This window comes from Sodalis sp. RH16 (assembly GCF_047324245.1).
In the GTDB taxonomy this organism is placed as follows: domain Bacteria; phylum Pseudomonadota; class Gammaproteobacteria; order Enterobacterales; family Enterobacteriaceae; genus Acerihabitans; species Acerihabitans ligni.
The window spans coordinates 4,509,563-4,527,911 of the sequence record NZ_CP178737.1 but is presented as its reverse complement, the minus strand read 5'-3'; the positions used below and the strand labels follow the sequence as shown (position 1 = coordinate 4,527,911).

General features: G+C 57.5%; 15 protein-coding genes. 7 read left to right on the top strand and 8 right to left on the bottom strand.

What is annotated here, in order from left to right:
- Positions 1-159: 159 nt before the first annotated feature.
- The 8 genes from ACL2XJ_RS20725 to ACL2XJ_RS20690 all read right to left on the bottom strand — a co-directional run bounded on the left by ACL2XJ_RS20725 (position 160) and on the right by ACL2XJ_RS20690 (position 9,007).
- A complete protein-coding gene (locus ACL2XJ_RS20725) occupies positions 160-1,002 on the bottom strand; it encodes a DMT family transporter (protein ID WP_243701410.1) in 843 nt (280 codons plus the stop codon).
- Between the two features lie 194 nt (positions 1,003-1,196).
- Positions 1,197-2,486 carry an MFS transporter gene (locus ACL2XJ_RS20720; RefSeq protein ID WP_132921756.1) on the bottom strand — a complete coding sequence of 430 codons (1,290 nt, stop codon included), beginning with the start codon at positions 2,484-2,486 and terminating at the stop codon, positions 1,197-1,199.
- Positions 2,487-2,760: 274 nt separating this feature from the next.
- Positions 2,761-3,699 carry a 2-hydroxyacid dehydrogenase gene (locus ACL2XJ_RS20715; protein WP_413724345.1) on the bottom strand — a complete coding sequence of 313 codons (939 nt, stop codon included), beginning with the start codon at positions 3,697-3,699 and terminating at the stop codon, positions 2,761-2,763.
- Between the two features lie 97 nt (positions 3,700-3,796).
- The gene (locus ACL2XJ_RS20710; protein ID WP_413724344.1) at positions 3,797-5,122 is read right to left on the bottom strand and encodes an MFS transporter; all 1,326 of its coding nucleotides are present in this window, start codon (positions 5,120-5,122) and stop codon (positions 3,797-3,799) included.
- A gap of 221 nt (positions 5,123-5,343) precedes the next feature.
- Positions 5,344-6,492 (bottom strand): galactonate dehydratase, encoded by a 1,149-nt coding sequence (gene dgoD / locus ACL2XJ_RS20705; RefSeq protein ID WP_132921759.1) that lies wholly within the window; start codon positions 6,490-6,492, stop codon positions 5,344-5,346.
- Between the two features lie 294 nt (positions 6,493-6,786).
- Positions 6,787-7,410 carry a 2-dehydro-3-deoxy-6-phosphogalactonate aldolase gene (locus tag ACL2XJ_RS20700; RefSeq protein ID WP_413724343.1) on the bottom strand — a complete coding sequence of 208 codons (624 nt, stop codon included), beginning with the start codon at positions 7,408-7,410 and terminating at the stop codon, positions 6,787-6,789.
- Positions 7,394-8,290, bottom strand: a complete 897-nt coding sequence (locus ACL2XJ_RS20695; RefSeq protein ID WP_132921761.1) for a 2-dehydro-3-deoxygalactonokinase — start codon at positions 8,288-8,290, stop codon at positions 7,394-7,396. Before ACL2XJ_RS20695 ends, ACL2XJ_RS20700 begins: the two co-directional genes overlap by 17 nt.
- A gap of 18 nt (positions 8,291-8,308) precedes the next feature.
- Entirely contained in the window at positions 8,309-9,007 is a 699-nt protein-coding gene (locus tag ACL2XJ_RS20690) for a FadR/GntR family transcriptional regulator (protein WP_132921762.1), read from the bottom strand.
- Between the two features lie 135 nt (positions 9,008-9,142).
- On the opposite strand from ACL2XJ_RS20690, the gene ACL2XJ_RS20685 reads away from it, so the two are divergent.
- From ACL2XJ_RS20685 to glpK, 7 genes are all read left to right on the top strand, one after another.
- A complete protein-coding gene (locus ACL2XJ_RS20685) occupies positions 9,143-9,298 on the top strand; it encodes a hypothetical protein (protein ID WP_413724342.1) in 156 nt (51 codons plus the stop codon).
- A gap of 168 nt (positions 9,299-9,466) precedes the next feature.
- Positions 9,467-11,077 (top strand): inorganic phosphate transporter, encoded by a 1,611-nt coding sequence (locus ACL2XJ_RS20680; protein ID WP_203521576.1) that lies wholly within the window; start codon positions 9,467-9,469, stop codon positions 11,075-11,077.
- Positions 11,078-11,230: 153 nt separating this feature from the next.
- The gene (glpA, locus tag ACL2XJ_RS20675; protein ID WP_413724341.1) at positions 11,231-12,907 is read left to right on the top strand and encodes an anaerobic glycerol-3-phosphate dehydrogenase subunit A; all 1,677 of its coding nucleotides are present in this window, start codon (positions 11,231-11,233) and stop codon (positions 12,905-12,907) included.
- Positions 12,897-14,171 carry a glycerol-3-phosphate dehydrogenase subunit GlpB gene (glpB, locus tag ACL2XJ_RS20670; RefSeq protein ID WP_413724340.1) on the top strand — a complete coding sequence of 425 codons (1,275 nt, stop codon included), beginning with the start codon at positions 12,897-12,899 and terminating at the stop codon, positions 14,169-14,171. The genes glpA and glpB overlap by 11 nt, the downstream gene beginning before the upstream one ends.
- Positions 14,168-15,370: an anaerobic glycerol-3-phosphate dehydrogenase subunit GlpC gene (gene glpC / locus ACL2XJ_RS20665; RefSeq protein WP_413724339.1), complete on the top strand. Its 1,203-nt coding sequence runs from the start codon at positions 14,168-14,170 to the stop codon at positions 15,368-15,370. The genes glpB and glpC overlap by 4 nt, the downstream gene beginning before the upstream one ends.
- Positions 15,371-15,750: 380 nt before the next feature.
- Entirely contained in the window at positions 15,751-16,599 is an 849-nt protein-coding gene (locus ACL2XJ_RS20660; RefSeq protein WP_132921766.1) for an MIP/aquaporin family protein, read from the top strand.
- Positions 16,600-16,638: 39 nt separating this feature from the next.
- The gene (gene glpK / locus ACL2XJ_RS20655) at positions 16,639-18,159 is read left to right on the top strand and encodes a glycerol kinase GlpK (RefSeq protein ID WP_132921767.1); all 1,521 of its coding nucleotides are present in this window, start codon (positions 16,639-16,641) and stop codon (positions 18,157-18,159) included.
- The last annotated feature ends 190 nt before the right edge of the window (positions 18,160-18,349 follow it).

Here is an 18,349-nt window from a genome sequence, read left to right as displayed (position 1 = left end):
TACGCCAACGTAAACGCCATCGGCCAAATGAGCCGGAACAGGAGAACGGGAATCGGCAGCATGATAATCCAATGCCGGTCCCTTATAAACAGCAATAGTTATCCGCAAACGACTCACGCCGCTCCACTGGCCTTTAACAAAGGGAAACAGCGATCATTGCTACACTTTTAGCAGCATAACGCCGGTAATGATCACCACCAACCCTACTCCCTGCAATCGGCTAAGGCGCTCCCCTCGTATAAAAAAACCTAATAGCGCAGTCACTCCACTGGCCAGGGAGCTTAAAACAGTCACTATTGCCACATGCCCTGATTTTGCGCCATAGGCCAATGAGAAGAACCCTACCAAGCTAAAAAAGCTGATTGAGAAAAGCAAAGACAACAGAGACACAGGCGGTGCGGCGAAGTCTCTTTTCACGGATAAATAAATGAATAACAGGATCACCGCAGTACAATAATAAATCCATAAGGCGTTTATCACGCCAAAAGCGTGCACCGCAAACTCGCCCTGTAGCCAAAATCCCGCGCCAAACAGTACTGCGGAAAGAAATGCAAAAATAATGGATGCCGGCGTTTCACGCTTGCCATCCCCAGATTTCGGGATGCTGGTCAGGCAGGCCCCCAGCACGCATAAAATCAGGCTGAACAGCGTCAAGGAAGAAAGGGAATTTCCGGAAAATAGGGAAAGCAGCGTGGTTATGGCGCCATAAAGCGACGCTATTGGAGCAACAACAGCGGCTTTACCAATAGATAGGGCCTTCAGGAGAAAGACCATGGCGGCAAGATTACAAAGGGATGCGGCGATACATATTGACAGACTTGCTACGCTGGCGCTAACCGGCTTATACGAACACAGCACAATGATGGAAAGCAGCAGCAGACCAAAAATCTGACTGAAAAAAAGCGATTTATAAACACCTATTTTTCGAGCGGCGGAGCCCGCCAAAAAATCCGTACCGCCCCAGCACAGTGCTGAAAGCAATCCCATTAATATTGCCATCATAAATCCTGATTGACCGTATCGGCAAAAAAAATTTCAACAACGGCATATAAGATAACGTTTTGTTACGGACGCAGCCATAGGAATACATCATCGAGACGTCTCACTGTAGTAATGGGTCTGATGGGGCTGATTTACCGCCCGAAGCATCGCTGGCCCACGTTCGCCATTCCATGGCGCATAGTCCGAAATGGTTATCACCCCACGCGTTTTACTTCGCCCACCAGGCAAATATAGGACAGCGCCCCCAGCAGGGCCACCACGGCGATATAGATCAGCGCCGGCGAAAAGCCATAATCCTGCGCCAGGTATCCCACCACCAGGGGTACGGTGATGCCCCCCAGCCCGCCGACAAAATTGAACACGCCGCCGGTAAGGCCGATTAGCCGCAGCGGCGCCAGCGACGACACCAGCGACCAGGTGATGGAGGCAAAGCCGTTGCCGAAGAAGGCCAGCGCCATCAGCACCATAATCCAGACGGGATCGTTGGTATAGTTGGCCCCCATAATACAGGTAGAGAGCAGCAGTCCGCAGATAATCGGCGTTTTACGGGCAAAACCGATGGATTTTCCGCTCTTTACCATGCGATCGGCGAAGATACCCGACAGCAGCACGCCGAAAAAAGCCGCCAGAAAGGGCACGGTGGTCATGAAACCGGCGGTAAGCGCCCCGATATGCTTTTCCTGCGTCAGATAGTTGGGAAACCAGGTTAAAAAGAACCACAGCGTGGAGGTCACGGCGAACTGTCCGAGATAGACCCCCACCAGCTTGCGGTTGAATACCAGCTTCCAGTCAGCGGCGGACAGGGCTACGCGCATTTTCTTTTCAACGGGCGCGTCGCCGTCAATCATGCCGCCGCCGGCGGCGATATAATCCAGCTCCGCGGCGTTGATGCCTTTGCTCTTTCTTGGCGACTGGTACACAAAGTGCCAGATAATCGACCAGATAAGACCGACGGCGCCGGTAATGATAAAGACCCAATGCCAACTGAGCATTTCCTGGATCCAAATCAGCAGCGGCGTCAGAAACGCCAGGCCGACGAACTGCCCCGAAGTGAAAAAGCCGACGGCGGAAGCCCGCTCCTGCTCCGGAAACCAGCTGGTGACCATACGGTTATTGGTGGGGAAAGCCGGGGCTTCAAACATACCGGTAATGGCGCGCAGCCCGAGCAGGGTGGTTAAACCATTGGCGAACCCCTGCCCCAGGGTGGCCAGCGACCAGCCGAAGATGGCGATAAAGTAGGTCATCTTTGAGCCGACCCGGTCGAGAAACCAGCCGCCGGGTATTTGGAAAATGGTATAGGTCCAGGCAAAGGCTGAAAATATATATCCCATGCGGGCTTTATCAATGCCGAATTCCTGTTGGATATGCACCGATGCCACCGCCAGATTTGCCCGGTCGACATAACAGATAACCACCGTGATAAAGATCATCAGCAGCGTCAGATAGCGTCTTTTTGTCGGCGCCGCGGAAACTGAAATATCCATCTTTTGCGTCCTGTTTATACAACTGAAAAAGGTAGGGTAACGGCGGTAAATACACCGCCAACTTTCTCAGGGCAAAAGCATCCTCTGCGTCTGTGACGCATCATTATTACATCAGGATCACCCTGTATATATTACGGTTATTCGAGATCGATATTATCGGTGCGAATAACCTTGCCGCCCATAAAGAGCGGAGAGTATGGCAGCAAGGATTGTAGCGCTATATTTACTTATTGTACTACAATGCCGATCACAGTTTAGCTATTCCGCTGCCGTATCAATAAGGCGCCACCGGCGAGAGCAGCGGCCGGTCGGCAAAATAGGCGGCAACATTGTCAAACACCAAATCCGACATCGCTTTGCGGGTGGCGTGGGTTGCGCTGGACATATGGGGCGTTATAACCACATTGGCGCGGTTGTACAGCGCCGCGGGCACATGGGGTTCGTCGGAAAAGACGTCCAGTCCGGCGCCGCCGATGGCGCCGCTGTCCAGAGCCTGGATCAGATCCGCTTCGTCCACCACCGTGCCCCGTGCGATATTAATCAGGATGCCTTCCCGCCCCAGCGCGGCCATGATGGGCGCGTTGATAAGCGAGCGGGTTTTCTCGCCGCCGTTCACGCACACCACCAAATAGTCGCTGGCGGCGGCCAGATCCGCGATATGGGCGTAATATTGCCACCGGCTATCCGGCTGGGGGCGGTAATCGTTATAGGCAATAATCATATCAAAAGCGGCGGCGCGTTTGGCGATGGCATGGCCGATACGCCCCATCCCGACAATGCCGAGCCGCCCGCCGGAGACCTTTTTGGTCCAAGGATAACCGCCTTCGTTCCAGCCGCCCCGTTCAATAAACCGCTGCGCGCCGACGATTTGCCGGGAGGTGGCCAGTATCAATCCCATCGCCATATCCGCCACATCGTCCGTTAATACATCAGGGGTGTTGGAAACGCGGATACCGCGGCGTTGCGCCGCCGCCACATCCACGCCGTCATAACCGACGCCGAATACCGCAATCAGCTCCAGGGCGGGGAATTCGGCGATAAAGTCCTCGGTCACCGTCGATTCGCCATTCACCACCAGCACGCGGGTCTGCGGCGACAAGACCTGCCGCTCCCGTTCCGAGAGCAGCGCATAGTCCGCCATCTGGAAACTCTCCGCCAGCCGGCGAGTCAGCGCGTCGGGCAGCATGGCGGCTTTCATTACGAAATATGTCATGATATTTACCTGATAATTAATGTCATTTATTTTACATGCCGGGTCTGTCGGCACAGTCCGCAGAGGCTTTACGCCTCTGCCATCCTGCGCCGCCTTATTAGCCCCGGGCGCGTTCGTCAACGCTTGGGAGAGGATTCCCTTCCACCGCGGGCGCACGGGTTCTGGCGACAAAAATACCGACGATGCCGCCGATAATCAGCGCGACGGCGATAATCAGCAGTCCGTAGTGGTAGCTGTTGGTGACGTCTTTGATTTTTCCCAGCAGCGGCGGCAACCCCAGTCCGGCGAAGTTGGCGATGGCATTGATAAAGGCAATGGAGGCCGCGGCCGCCACGCCGGTCAATTTTTCGGTGGTAACCGCCCAGAAAATCGGCGTCAGGGCAAAGTTAAAGCCGACGGTCAGGACCAGTAATATGTAGGCCAGCCACAAATTGGCGCAGTAAATCGAGATGGCCAGCAGCACACCGGAGATAATCAGCGGTACCCCCAGATGCAAAGAGCGCTCTTTGGTGGTATCGGAATGGCGGCCGTTGAGGTACATAAACAGGCAGGCAAACACAAAGGGCACCGCTGCGAGCAGGCTGATAACAAAGTTGCTCTTGTCCGCCGCCATGCTTTTGAGTATCAGCGGTAAAAACAGCGTGATCCCGATGGAACAAAACGCCTGCAGGAACCACACCAGACTCAGCAGCCACACCACTTTATTCTTGAAGGCGCTGCCCCATGAGTGGTTTTTATCCACCACCGCGCCGGCGTTATCCTGCTCCAGCTTGTTCTTTAGCCAGCCTTTTTGTTCAGCGCTCAGCCAATGGGCTTTCTCGGGAGTGTCAGACAGGTAGAACAGTACCAGAATGCCCATGATCACCGCCGGCGTGCCCTCGATAAAGAACAGCCAGCGCCAGCCCGCGATATCGGCCAGGCCGTGCATGCCGAGTATGCTGCCGGAAATGGGCAGGCCGATAATGGAAGCCAGTACCGAGCCCATATAAAAGAATGACATGGCCCGTGCCCGGTTGCTTTTCGGGAACCAGCAGGAAATATAATAGATAATGCCCGGCGCAAAGCCCGCTTCGGCCATGCCCAGCAGGAAACGCATGATATAGAGCTGGGTCGGGGTATGGACAAACCCCATGCCGGTGCTCACCAGGCCCCAGGTGATCATGATGCGGGCGATCCAGAGTTTGGCGCCGACCCGGGTCATAATAATATTGCTGGGCACTTCAAACAGGATATAGGAAATATAAAACATCCCTACCCCTAATCCATACATACTGGTGGTCAAGCCGAGATCGGCATTCATTTGTAATGCGGCCACCGAAATATTGGTCTTATCGAGATTGGAAATAAAATAACAGAGAATAATAAACGGGATTATTTTTAAATTAAGCTTACTGATGGTCGAGGTGCCCAAATCGATAGTCATATCATCACCTTTTAGCGACGGCCGAATGGCAGGCAAAGGAAGCCCTTGATCGGCCATGGCGAGTTATTGTAGGGCTTATAATGTCACGGCCAACCGCTGGTAAACTTTATAAGCAGTCTGTCCGTTTCCTAGAGGTAACGTATTTCCACCCCGGTTATACCCGCAATAATTCACGTTGAAGTATAACGGGTATCATTAGGGTTAGTACCGTCCGGCGCCGGTTACCATTCCGCCACCGCGCCGTCAGGATAGCGCCATACCGGGTTACGCCAGTCGCCGGCATTTTTGCTGCGCTCAATAACGAGTTCTTCATTGATTTCCACACCCAGTCCGGGTTTGGTTAACGGATAAAAATAACCGTCCGTCATTTTAAAATCGTCTTTGTTAATAACGTAATCCAGCAGTTCTGCCCCTTGGTTATAATGAATGCCCATGCTTTGTTCCTGCAATACCGCGTTATAGGAAACAAAGTCAACGTGCAGGCAGGACGCCAGCGCAATGGGACCCAGCGGGCAGTGTGGCGCCAAAGCTACGTCATAGGCTTCGGCCATGGAGGCGATTTTCAGGCATTCGGTAATGCCGCCGGCGTGGGAGAGATCCGGCTGGGCAATGGCCAGGCCGCCGTTGGCCAGAACGCGTTTGAATTCGTAACGGGAGAACATGCGTTCGCCGGCGGCGATGGGGATGGCGGTTTGCGCCGCCAGGCGCGGGTAGTATTCCGCCTGCTCCGCCAGTACCGGTTCTTCGATAAACAGCGGACGATAGGGTTCCAGCTCCTTAATCAGCAGCTTTGCCATGGGCGCATTTACCCGGCCGTGGAAATCCAGCCCGAACTCGATGGCGTTGCCCATGGCTTCACGCACCTGGGCCGCCACCGCTACCGCGGCGTCGATTTTGCGTGAATTATCGATGAGGCCCATCTCTTCGCAGCCGTTGAGCTTGAAGGTATCAAAGCCGATTTCGGTGAGTTTTTTCATGCCGGCGATAACATCGGCGGGTCGGTCTCCCCCTACCCAGCTGTATGCTTTGATCTTATCGCGCACCAGCCCGCCCAGCAGTTGGTACACCGGTACCCCGAGCGCTTTGCCTTTGATATCCCACAGCGCCTGATCGATACCGGCGATGGCGCTCATCAGGATTGGGCCGCCGCGATAAAAACCGCCGCGATAGAGGGTTGACCAGATATCATTGATGCGTGCGGGATCCTGGCCGATTACGTATTCGGAAAGTTCATGTACCGCGGCTTCCACCGTGCGCGCGCGGCCTTCAATCACCGGCTCGCCCCAGCCGGTGATACCTTCGTCGGTTTCCACTTTGAGAAACATCCAGCGCGGAGGTAAACGGTAGGTGGTCAGCTTTGTCACTTTCATTTTCACGTCCTTCTTGGTCAATAACGGCATGCGTTTGCTGTCGCACTATTATGCTTTGGATTGTAGCATCAAGATTTAATATTGTACTACAATCTGGATCACACTTTGAGGAATCCACCGGCGGGTGAGCGCTGCTATTCGAAATAATCCGTGTGTGGCTGAGGAGACTGGGATTGTTTGTTGCACGTCTGGTGATTGCGGGCCTGGCGTGCCATGAGGCGCTCGGTCGGGCGGGAAAACCACGCCCGATTCCACCTCATTGGCGCGCTCTCCCTTTAACACGTTTGTTGCCCGTTAGTGTTGCGCCAGCGCCTCTTTATAGGCGCGGACAAAGGCTTTTGCCTGCTGGGCGGTGCGGCTGACCGGCTGGCCGGCGCGGTACAAATCGCTGCCCAAACCGGCGCCGATGCAGCCGGCCTTGAGATAGAGAGGGAGATTTTCCGGTGATACGCCGCCTACGGCGAATACCGGAACATCCGGCGGCAATACCGCCTTGAGGGCCTTGATATAATCCGGCCCGAACGCTACCGAGGGGAATATTTTCAACGCCTGGGCGCCAGCGTCCAGCGCGGTGAACGCCTCCGTGGCGGTGGCGCAGCCGGGGCAGACTTCCATGCCGTAGCCTACGGCCCGGTGAATAATTTCAGCATTGATATTAGGCGTCACCAGCAGCTTGCAGCCCAATGCCGCCAGGATATCCACCTGCCCCGGTTTAAGCACCGTGCCGGCGCCGATTAATGCCCGCTGGCCGTAGGCTTTTACCGTCTTGCCTATGCTTTCTTGCCAGTCCGGGGAATTCAGCGGGATTTCCACCGCCTCAAAACCCGCATCCAGCAATACCTCAACGTGCTCCAGCACTTCCTCCGGAGTGATGCCGCGCAAAATGGCAATCAAGGGTAATCTATTGGTCCAGCTCATTTAATATGCTCCTTATTCCAGCTTGAAAGGTCTCGTCGCCGTCCAGCAACCTGTGATGAAGATCGGCATACTCCAATGCCTGTTGATAGCGGGCGGCAAGCTGCGGATTGCCGATAACCGTCACCGTTTCGCCTTTGGCGATACCCCAGTCCCGCCGCATTTGCGCCACTTCATTGCCGATGAGCAGTCCGGAGAGCCATTCGCTCACCGCGCTTTTATCCAGTTGGCCCAGCACGTGGGCGGCGCGGATTTCAAACAGGCAGCGCAGGATATTGCTTTGGTTAAAGCCCTGCTCCATCCCCTGCCGGAAAACCGCCGGATTCGGCTGCTGTTCAGATAACCCGACGCCGATGAGCGACTGCTTGATGAGAAGGTGGTGCAATTCGCCGGTCATCACGGTGCGAAAATCGTTGATAACGCCGTTTTCCAGGCGTACCCATTTGGAGTGGGTGCCGGGCATAAGGTACAGGGACGAAGGCTGGGTGCGGTAGGCCCCCAGCAGTTGGGTCTCTTCTCCGCGCATGACATTGCAGTTGCTATCGCTGACAATACTGATGCCGGGAATAATCCAGGCCGACTGCGGGGCCGCCTGTTCAACGCGGGTGAGGCGGCCCGCCAGTGAGGCGAGGTCCGTGGGACAGGGTAAATAAGGTACCGAAATCCAGCCGGCGTTGCTGCCTACCATACCGGCCATGATCACCGGCACCCCGTGCCGGCGCCACGGCGCCGTCACCTCTTGAAATACCTGCTGCGGCGTACGGCCGTTCAGCCTGGTCACGCCAGCTTCCGACTGCCGGGTATCCGCCAGTACGCCGTCAAGATAGAGCCAGGCGCGTAAATTCGTCGATCCCCAATCAATAGCGATATAACTTTTGCTCATGTCATTTCCTTCAACTGCTCATGTAATGTCCTTTAATCTCTGGGTCGAGCTGGCGATCATGGTGACCGCCGCTTGTTCCGCCGCCACGCTGTCCTGATGCCTGATGGCGTCGTAGAGATTCTGATGTTCTTTCAGCGTCCTGGGCATATTGCTTTCATCCGCCATATAGGTGCGTTCAAACACCGCGCGCTGCAGCGAGCTGATGGCTACTCCCAGTTGCTGCAATACCGGATTATGCACCGCGCTCAGTACCGCCTGGTGATAGCGGATGTCCGCTTCGTTGAACGCGTCGCGATCGTGGCTGTTGGCAATCATGTCGTTCAGCGCCGTCTCGATAACCGCCAGTTCGCTGGACGTTGCCCGCTCCGCCGCCCATCTTGCGATGGTGGGCTCCACCAGATGGCGTACTTCCGTCAGCGAGGCTATCAGCCTGGGATCGTAATCCATGGCCAGCACCCATTGCAGAACATCGGTATCCAGATAGTTCCACTTGTTGCGCACGCTGACAAAAGCGCCGCGGTAGCGAATGATTTCTATCAGATTCTTGGCCATCAGCGCGCGCAGCACTTCGCGAATAATGTTGCGCGAGGTCTGGAACTCCTCGCAAAGCTCCGCTTCAGACGGTAATCCGGTACCGGGTATATACTTGCCGCTGACGATCTGCTGGCCCATTTCATGAATAATGCGATCGGTTTTGCTTAATGTCTGACGGTCCATAAAAATTCCAAGAGGTGAAAAATAACGTCACTTTATCATTTTATGGCTTTATGACGCTGAACCGCCGCACAATTTTGAGCCGGTTAGCCGCAAACCGGTGATTATTGTAGCACCATATTTTTTCATTGTAGTACAATGTCGATCACGTTTTATGAAATCTTGCCGTCGTTTTTCTTTACCGTTCGCGTCAATGCCCACATCGGGGCCGAACTGGCGGTGAAATCCGGCATCGCTCCGTCGAAATCCCCCCCTTTCTCACAAGATGCCAAACCTTTAACCTTTACTTCATAAATAAGTCACATTGATTGCGAATAATTAACAGGCACGCCACGGGTCTATGACGATTTTTTTTCAAGGCATCTTATATGGCATCTATACCCTGAATACTTTGAGCTGCAGGAAAGCGCTAACGAACCGGCGGCTGGGAAGATGACGGGTATAACTGGATAAAGGTCTTCTATGAGCGAAAACAGCGCCATTCGGCAGGGTGCGCAAGCCGCGCCGGGGTTGCCGAAAATATATAAAAAGAACAGTCGGACATCTGTTCTTTTTTTTGTTTTGCTTCTGGTACTCGGCATCGCGTTCGCCGGAGTGAATCTTTTTAACGACGTGACCAACGCCGGCGAGGAATATACCAGCTATGTTCCCTTCCTGTTATTGGGTCTGGCCCTGCTGATTGCCCTTGGCTTCGAATTTGTCAACGGGTTCCACGATACCGCCAACGCGGTGGCTACCGTCATCTATACCCATTCACTGTCGCCGATGGTGGCGGTGGTATGGTCCGGCTTCTTTAATTTCCTCGGGGTCGTGCTCTCCAGCGGCATCGTGGCGTTCGGCATTATTTCCCTGCTGCCGGTAGAGCTTATTCTGCAGGCCGGCACCGGCAATGGCTTCGCCATGGTCTATGCTCTGCTGTTTTCCGCCATTATATGGAATCTCGGCACCTGGTGGCTCGGTCTGCCGGCGTCTTCGTCCCATACGCTTATCGGGTCCATTATCGGCGTCGGCGTCGCCAACGCGCTGATTCACGGCCGCACCGGCGCCAGCGGCGTCGACTGGGGCCAGGCAATCAGCATCGGCTATTCCCTGCTGTTGTCGCCGGTGGTGGGTTTTGTCTTCTCGGCGCTGCTGTTGCTGGTGATGAAGGTCTTTATCAAAAACCGCCAGCTCTACGCCGCCCCCAAGGGCGACAGTCCGCCGCCGCTGTGGATCCGCAGCCTGCTTATCCTGACCTGCACCGGGGTTTCTTTCGCCCACGGTTCCAACGACGGACAGAAAGGCATGGGGCTTATCATGCTGATCCTGGTGGGCACCATGCCCATCGCCTATGCCCTGAACCGCGCCCTGCCGCCGGAGCAAGCCCCGCAGGTGGCCGCCCTGGCGACTACCGTCAAAAACGATTTGCTGCAGCAGTTCCCCGCCACCGGCAATACGCCCGCCCGTACGGTACTGACGGGTTATGTCGACACCAGCAAGCTGACGCCGGAGGTGATACCCGCCCTGGCGCAGCTGATCGGCACCATCGGCAATGAGCTCAGCAGGTACGGTTCGATGGACAAAATCCCGGCGCGCTCGGTCTCCAATACCCGCAATGATATGTATCTGGCCTCCGAGACCATCAAGCGCGTGAAGGCGGAGAAGTCCCTTACGCTGCCGGCCGGCACGCTGCATAATCTGGATGCGCTGAAAAGCGGGCTTGACAGCGCGACCCGCTTTATCCCGCTCTGGGTCAAAGTGGTGGTGGCCATCGCTCTGGGCCTGGGTACCATGGTGGGCTGGCGACGCATCGTGGTCACCGTGGGCGAGAAAATCGGCAAAACACATCTTACCTATGCCCAAGGCGCCAGCGCCGAGGTCGTGGCGATGGTAACCATCGGCGCGGCGGATGTGTTCGGCCTGCCGGTCTCCACTACCCATGTGCTCTCTTCCGGCGTCGCCGGCACCATGGCGGCCAATAAATCCGGCCTGCAAATGTCCACGCTGCGCAACCTGCTGATGGCCTGGGTCCTGACGCTGCCGGCCTCAATCCTGCTTTCAGCAGGGCTATACTGGATTTTCAATCATTTCTGAAGTCACGTATAAGGTATGACGGCAATCACATAAATGGATTTTATCGCGCCTTTTATTTTCGTTTAATGTTCGTTTTTGCTCTTAATCAAACCTTTTTACGTTTATCTGTGCCTTACTGTCCTCCTAAGGTTCCGCCAGATACAGGGTTAGGTTATGGACGTCGTTACGGACAAGGTAATAAAAGGCCGTTCTCCTTATGCGGATACGGATGTCATCATCATCGGCGGCGGCGCCACCGGGGCGGGCATTGCGCGGGATTGCGCCCGCCGGGGGCTGCGCTGCCTGCTGCTTGAGCGGTACGACATCGCCAGCGGAGCCACCGGACATAACCATGGCCTGCTGCACAGCGGCGCGCGCTATGCGGTGACCGACGGCGAGTCCGCACGGGAATGCATCGCGGAAAATCGCATTCTCAAGCATATCGCCCGGCACTGCATCGAGCCCACCGACGGGCTTTTTATCACCTTGCCGCAGGATTCCCTGGCGTATCAGCAGCGTTTTATCCGCTCCTGCAACGATGCCGGCATTGACGCGCGAGCCATCGATCCCGCCGAGGCCCTGCGGCTGGAACCTTCGGTCAATCCCTCCCTTACCGGCGCCGTACGCGTGCCGGACGGCACCGTCGATCCGTTCCGGCTCACCGTCGCCAATATGCTCGACGCCCGCGAACAGGGCGCATGCTTTTTAACCTATCACGAAGTGACCGGTCTTATCCGCCAGGGCGACCGCGTCAGCGGTGTGCGCGTTTTCGACCACCAGACCGGTCTGCGTCATGAGATCCGTGGCCAGGTGGTGGTCAACGCCGCCGGGATTTGGGGCCAGAAGATCGCCGAATATGCCGACCTGCGCATCCGGATGTTCCCGGCCAAAGGCGCGCTGCTGATATTGGGCCACCGCATCAACAATATGGTGATTAACCGCTGCCGCGCTCCGGCGGATGCCGATATTCTGGTGCCGGGAGACACCATCTCCCTTATCGGCACCACCTCCACCCACGTGGATTATGCCGACATCGACCGGTTGCAGGTCACGGCGCAGGAAGTGGATCTGCTGATTCGCGAAGGGGCGCTGCTGGCCCCGGCCCTGGCCGCTACCCGCCTGCTGCGCGCCTACGCCGGAGTACGGCCCCTGGTGGCCAGCGACGACGATCCCTCCGGACGCAACGTCAGCCGCGGCATTGTTTTGCTCGACCACGCCAGCCGCGACGGTATGGAAGGATTCATCACCATCACCGGCGGCAAACTGATGACCTATCGCCTGATGGCGGAATGGGCCACCGACAAGGTGTGCGAAAAATTGGGCGTCAACGCATCCTGCACCACCGCACGGGAGGTTTTGCCCGGTTCTCACGCCCCGGCGAAGGAGAGCGCCGTCGGCATGCTGCCGCTGCCCGCCAGCATTGCCGGGTCGGCGCGCTATCGTCACGGCGACCGCGTCAGCCGGGTGCCCCGGGGCAATCGGCTGGATAATAGCCTGGTCTGCGAATGCGAGGCGGTCACCGCCGGCGAGGTGCGCTATGCGGTGGATTCCCTGACCGTCAACAATCTTACCGACCTCAGGCGGCGGACGCGGGTGGGCATGGGCACCTGCCAGGGCGAACTCTGCGCCTGCCGCGCCGCCGGGCTGTTGACGCGATTTAACGTCGCCACGCCGCGGCAGTCCATCCGGCAGCTCTCGCAGTTTCTTGACGAACGATGGAAAGGCATCCGGCCCATCGCCTGGGGAAACGCGCTGCGGGAAAGCGAATTTACCAGTTGGGTCTACCAGGGACTGTGCGGTCTTGACGGCCGTGAGGACAATGACAAACCGGAGGCGGAACATGGAATTTGATGTCGTGGTGATTGGCGGCGGCCTGGCCGGTTTAAGCTGCGCTATCCGCCTGGCGGAACAGGGCAAACGCTGTGGCGTGGTCAGCGCCGGCCAGGGGGCGTTGTTTTTTTCTTCCGGATCGCTGGATTTATTGTCCCGCCTGCCGGACGGCACCCCGGTAACCGCTCCCCTGGAGGCGCTGGGTGAATTGGCCCGGCAGGCGCCCCGCCATCCCTACAGTATCCTTGGGGCCGACACCGTGGCGGCCCTGGCCCGTGACTCCCAGGCGCTGCTGGCCCGATGCGGCATCCCCCTGTTCGGCCGCGGGGCGCAGAACCATTACCGCATAACTCCCCTGGGCACCCGGCGCGCAACCTGGCTCAGCCCGGAGGATATCCCGGTCACCGAACTCGGGCAGACATTGCCCTGGGAAAAGGTATTGGTGGCGGGCATCGAAGGATTCCTGGATTTCGAGCCGCATCTGGTGGCCGGTTCACTGGCGACGGAACAGGGCATAGAAGCCGGCGCGGCCTATGTCCATCTGCCGGCGCTGGATCCGCTGCGTAATAATCCCAGCGAGTTCCGCGCGGTGAATATTGCCCGGGTGCTGGATATCGCGAAAAATACCCAGGCCCTGGCGGAAGAGCTTAATCGCCTGGCGGGGGATGCCCAGTGCATCATTCTGCCGGCCTGTATCGGTTTGGACGGCCCCGCCCCCCTTGAGCAGCTGCGCGCCGCGGTAGGCCGGCCGGTGCGTTTATTGCCGACCCTGCCGCCCTCGCTGCTGGGGCTGCGTATATTTCAGGCGCTGCGCCAGCGCTTTTGCCGGCTCGGCGGCGTTTTTATGCCGGGAGACCGCGTACTGAAGGCTGAGTTTGACGGACGGCGCATCGCCGGGGTCTATACCCGCAGCCACTCGGATATTATGCTGCGGGCGCAGCAGGTGGTGCTGGCCGGCGGCAGCTTTTTCAGCAATGGACTGATGGCCGACCGCGACCGGATTTACGAACCGGTGTTCGGCGCTGATGTCTGGGGTCACGCCGATCGCGGCGAATGGGGCCGGGCGGGTTTTTTCGAGCCCCAACCCTATCTGCAGTTCGGCGTGAAAACCGACCACCGCCTGCGCGCGCTGCTCAATAATGAGCCGGTGGAAAATCTCTATGCCGTCGGGGCGGTGCTGGGGGGGTACGATCCGTTGCAGCAGGGCTGCGGCGCGGGCGTTTCCCTTATCAGCGCCCTGCACGCCGCACAGCGGATTGCCCTGTCGCTTAAGGAAACAGCATGAACCTGCCAAAAGACTTAAGCTTCGAAAGCTGTATCAAATGTACGGTCTGCACCACCTACTGCCCGGTGGCCAAGGTGAATCCATTATATCCGGGGCCTAAGCAGGCCGGGCCGGACGGAGAACGGCTGCGGTTGAAGGACCCGGCGTTGTTCGACGAGGCGCTGATTTACTGCACCAACTGCAAACGCTGTGAGGTGGCCTGTCCGTCAGAGGTGCGCATCGGCGATATTATCCAGCGGGCGAAGGCGAGCTATTCTCAGCACAAGCCCAGCCTGCGCGATGCTCTCCTCAGCCATACCGATATCATGGGCCGGCTGTCGACGCCGTTTGCTCCCGTGGTGAATATCGCCACCGGCCTGGCGCCGGTCCGCCGTCTGCTGGACAGCGCCTTGAAGATAGATCATCGCCGTACGCTGCCGAAATATTCATTCGGCACCTTTCGCCGCTGGTATCGCCAACAGGCCGCAAGCCAGCGGCGGTATCAGGATCAGGTGGCGTTTTTTCACGGCTGTTTCGTTAATTATAACCATCCGCAGCTGGGCAAGGACCTGATCCGGGTCTTCAACGCCGTGGGTACCGGCGTGCAGTTGCTAAAGCGCGAGAAATGCTGCGGTGTGCCGCTGATTGCCAACGGCTTTATCCAACAGGCGCAAATACAGGCCAGAGTTAATAATGAATCGCTGCGGGAGTCGGTGCTGACGCAGGGCATACCGGTGGTGGGCACCTCATCGAGCTGTATTTATGCCCTGCGCGATGAATATCCCCATCTGCTGGATGTGGATACCTCTGCGGTGCGTGAACGGGTGGAGCTGGCGACCCGTTATCTCTACCGCCTGCTGGACGGGGGCAAAACCCTGCCCCTGAAACATACACCTTTGCGGGTGGCGTACCACACCCCCTGCCATATGGAAAAAATGGGCTGGGGCGCCTATACGATTGAACTGTTGCGCCGCATTCCGGGTCTGGAGCTGACGGTGTTGGACTCACAATGCTGCGGCATTGCGGGGACATACGGGTTCAAGTCGGAGAATTACGCCAGTTCCCAGGCCATCGGCGCCCCGCTGTTTCGCCAGATTGAAGAGAGCGGCGTTGACCTGGTGGTGACGGACTGCGAGACCTGCAAATGGCAGATTGAGATGTCAACCGGCAAGCGCTGCGAACATCCCATCACCCTGCTGGCGCAGGCGCTGGAGTCATAGCCGTTTCAGTGACGAAAGGGCTGTCCCCGGAAAGACGGGCGATGGATTTGTGGTTTAATACTTTATCTCAAGGCGCAAGGCGCCGCCGTAGATAGGCCGGCGTTCCTTGCGCGGCCATTTCCTTATCCGCTCCCTGCCGGGCGCGGTTCGCAGCCTCATGTTTCGAAAATAAAATTTTCGCTCATGAGCGGAAATCCCTCAAAATTAATCGTTTTCGATCATTTCATGACGCATTGCACACATTTAGATTTCGATATTTCTCGTTTTTGCTCGTTAACGATAAACTCGCTCCATACCTACTTATGCCTTTAGGTTACAACTGTTTTGGTATGCAGAACCTACTCTGCCTTGATCCACCTATATGCCAGCAGGAAAAGTCTATGAGCCAATTAAAAACGCCCACGCTAACAGGCCAGTGCATAGCTGAATTTCTTGGAACAGCTCTGTTAATCTTCTTCGGCGTCGGCTGCGTCGCCGCGCTTAAGGTGGCGGGAGCCAGCTTCGGACAATGGGAAATCAGCATCATCTGGGGCATCGGCGTCGCCATGGCGGTATATCTCACCGCCGCGGTGTCCGGCGCCCACCTAAATCCGGCGGTCTCCATCGCCCTGTGTCTATTCGGCAATTTCGAAGGCCGTAAATTGCTGCCCTACATTATCTCGCAAATGCTCGGCGCCTTTATCGGCGCGGCGGTGGTCTATTTCCTTTATTACAACCTGTTTTTTGATTTCGAACAGGCCAACCATATGGTACGGGGAAGCGTGGAAAGCCTGCAGCTCGCCGGCATTTTTTCCACTTATCCCAATGCGCACATCACCGTGATACAGGCATTCTTTGTGGAAACGGTTATCGCCGCCATTTTGCTGTGCCTGATCCTGGCGCTGACCGATGACGGCAACGGCATCCCCCGCGGCCCGCTGGCGCCGCTGCTCATCGGCCTGCTCATTGCGCTGCTTGGCGCATCCATGGGACCGCTGACCGGCTTCGCCCTCAATCCGGCCCGTGATTTCGGACCCAAGGTATTTGCCTATCTGGCCGGCTGGGGCAAAGTGGCCTTTACCGGCGGACGCGATATTCCCTACTTCCTGGTTCCGCTGATTGCGCCGGTGGTGGGCGCCTGCCTGGGGGCGTTCGGCTACCGTGCGCTTATCGGCCCCTATCTGCCTTCCGCCGTAAACGAAGACGGCCTGGAAGAGACGCACCGCGCCGGCAGCGAGCATAAAGCGTAATATCCCTTATAAGAACGATAACTTTTGCAGGTAAACATCATGCCATCTGAAAAAAAATACATTGTAGCCCTCGACCAGGGCACCACCAGTTCCCGGGCGATTGTTCTCGACCACGAGGCTAATATCGTCAGCGTTTCGCAGCGCGAATTCGCTCAAATCTATCCCAAGCCCGGCTGGGTGGAGCATGACCCGATGGAAATCTGGGCGTCGCAAAGTTCAACCCTGGTGGAGGTCCTGGCCAAGGCCGATATCAGCTCCGACCAGATTGCCGGCATCGGCATCACCAACCAGCGTGAAACGGCGGTGGTGTGGGATAAGGAAACCGGGAAACCGGTGTACAACGCCATTGTCTGGCAATGCCGCCGCACCGCCGATATCTGCGAAAAACTGAAAAACGACGGGCTGGAAGAGTATGTCCGTGAAACCACCGGGCTGGTTATCGACCCCTATTTCTCCGGCACCAAGGTCAAATGGATCCTGGATAACGTCGAGGGCGCCAGGGAACGGGCCAGGCGCGGCGAGCTGCTGTTCGGCACCATTGATACCTGGCTGATTTGGCGCATGACCCAGGGCCGGGTGCATGTGACCGACTATACCAACGCTTCCCGCACCATGCTGTTCAATATCCATGCCCTGGACTGGGATGAAAAAATGCTGGATGTGCTGGATATCCCGCGCTCCATGCTGCCGACGGTGCGCTCCTCTTCGGAGGTCTACGGCCAGACCAATATCGGCGGTAAAGGGGGAATCCGTATTCCCATCGCCGGCATCGCCGGCGACCAGCAGGCCGCGCTGTACGGCCAGCTGTGCGTCGAGAAGGGCATGGCCAAGAATACCTACGGCACCGGCTGCTTCCTGCTGATGAATACCGGCACCGAAGCGGTACGGTCGAAACACGGCCTGCTGACCACCATCGCCTGCGGCCCGCGCGGCGAGGTGAACTATGCGCTGGAAGGGGCGGTGTTCGTCGCCGGCGCGGCCATCCAGTGGCTGCGCGATGAAATGAAGCTTATCAGCGACGCCGCCGACAGCGATTATTTCGCCTGCAAGGTAAAAGACACCAACGGCGTCTACGTGGTGCCGGCCTTTACCGGCCTGGGGGCCCCCTACTGGGACCCCTATGCGCGCGGGGCCATCTTCGGCATCACCCGCGGCGTCAACGCCAACCATATTATCCGCGCGACGCTTGAGTCCATCGCGTTCCAGACCCGTGATTTGCTGGATGCCATGCAGGGGGATTCCGGCGCCCGGCTGAAGTCGCTGCGGGTGGACGGCGGCGCGGTGGCCAATAACTTCCTGATGCAATTCCAGTCGGATATCCTGGGCACCCGGGTGGAGCGGCCTGCGGTGCGGGAAGTGACCGCGCTGGGGGCGGCCTACCTGGCCGGACTGGCGGTGGGCTTCTGGAACGATCTGGACGAGGTGAGGAGCAAATCGGTTATCGAGCGGGAATTCCATCCCGGCATTGAAACCGTGGAGCGCAATGTGCGCTACCGCGGCTGGCAAAAGGCCGTGGCGCGCGCCCGCTCGTGGGAAGAGCATGAGGAACAGAAGGACTGAGGCATATGACCCATTCAATGAATGGGCCATAACCGAGCATGTCAAAGTAAGTGCGTGTTAAAGGGAGAGCGCGCCAATGAGGTGGAATCGGCCGTGGTTTTCCCGCCCGACCGAGCGCCTCATGGCACGCCAGGCCCGCAATCACCGATCGTGCAACGAACGTGTTACAGGACACGATCGGAACGGGATG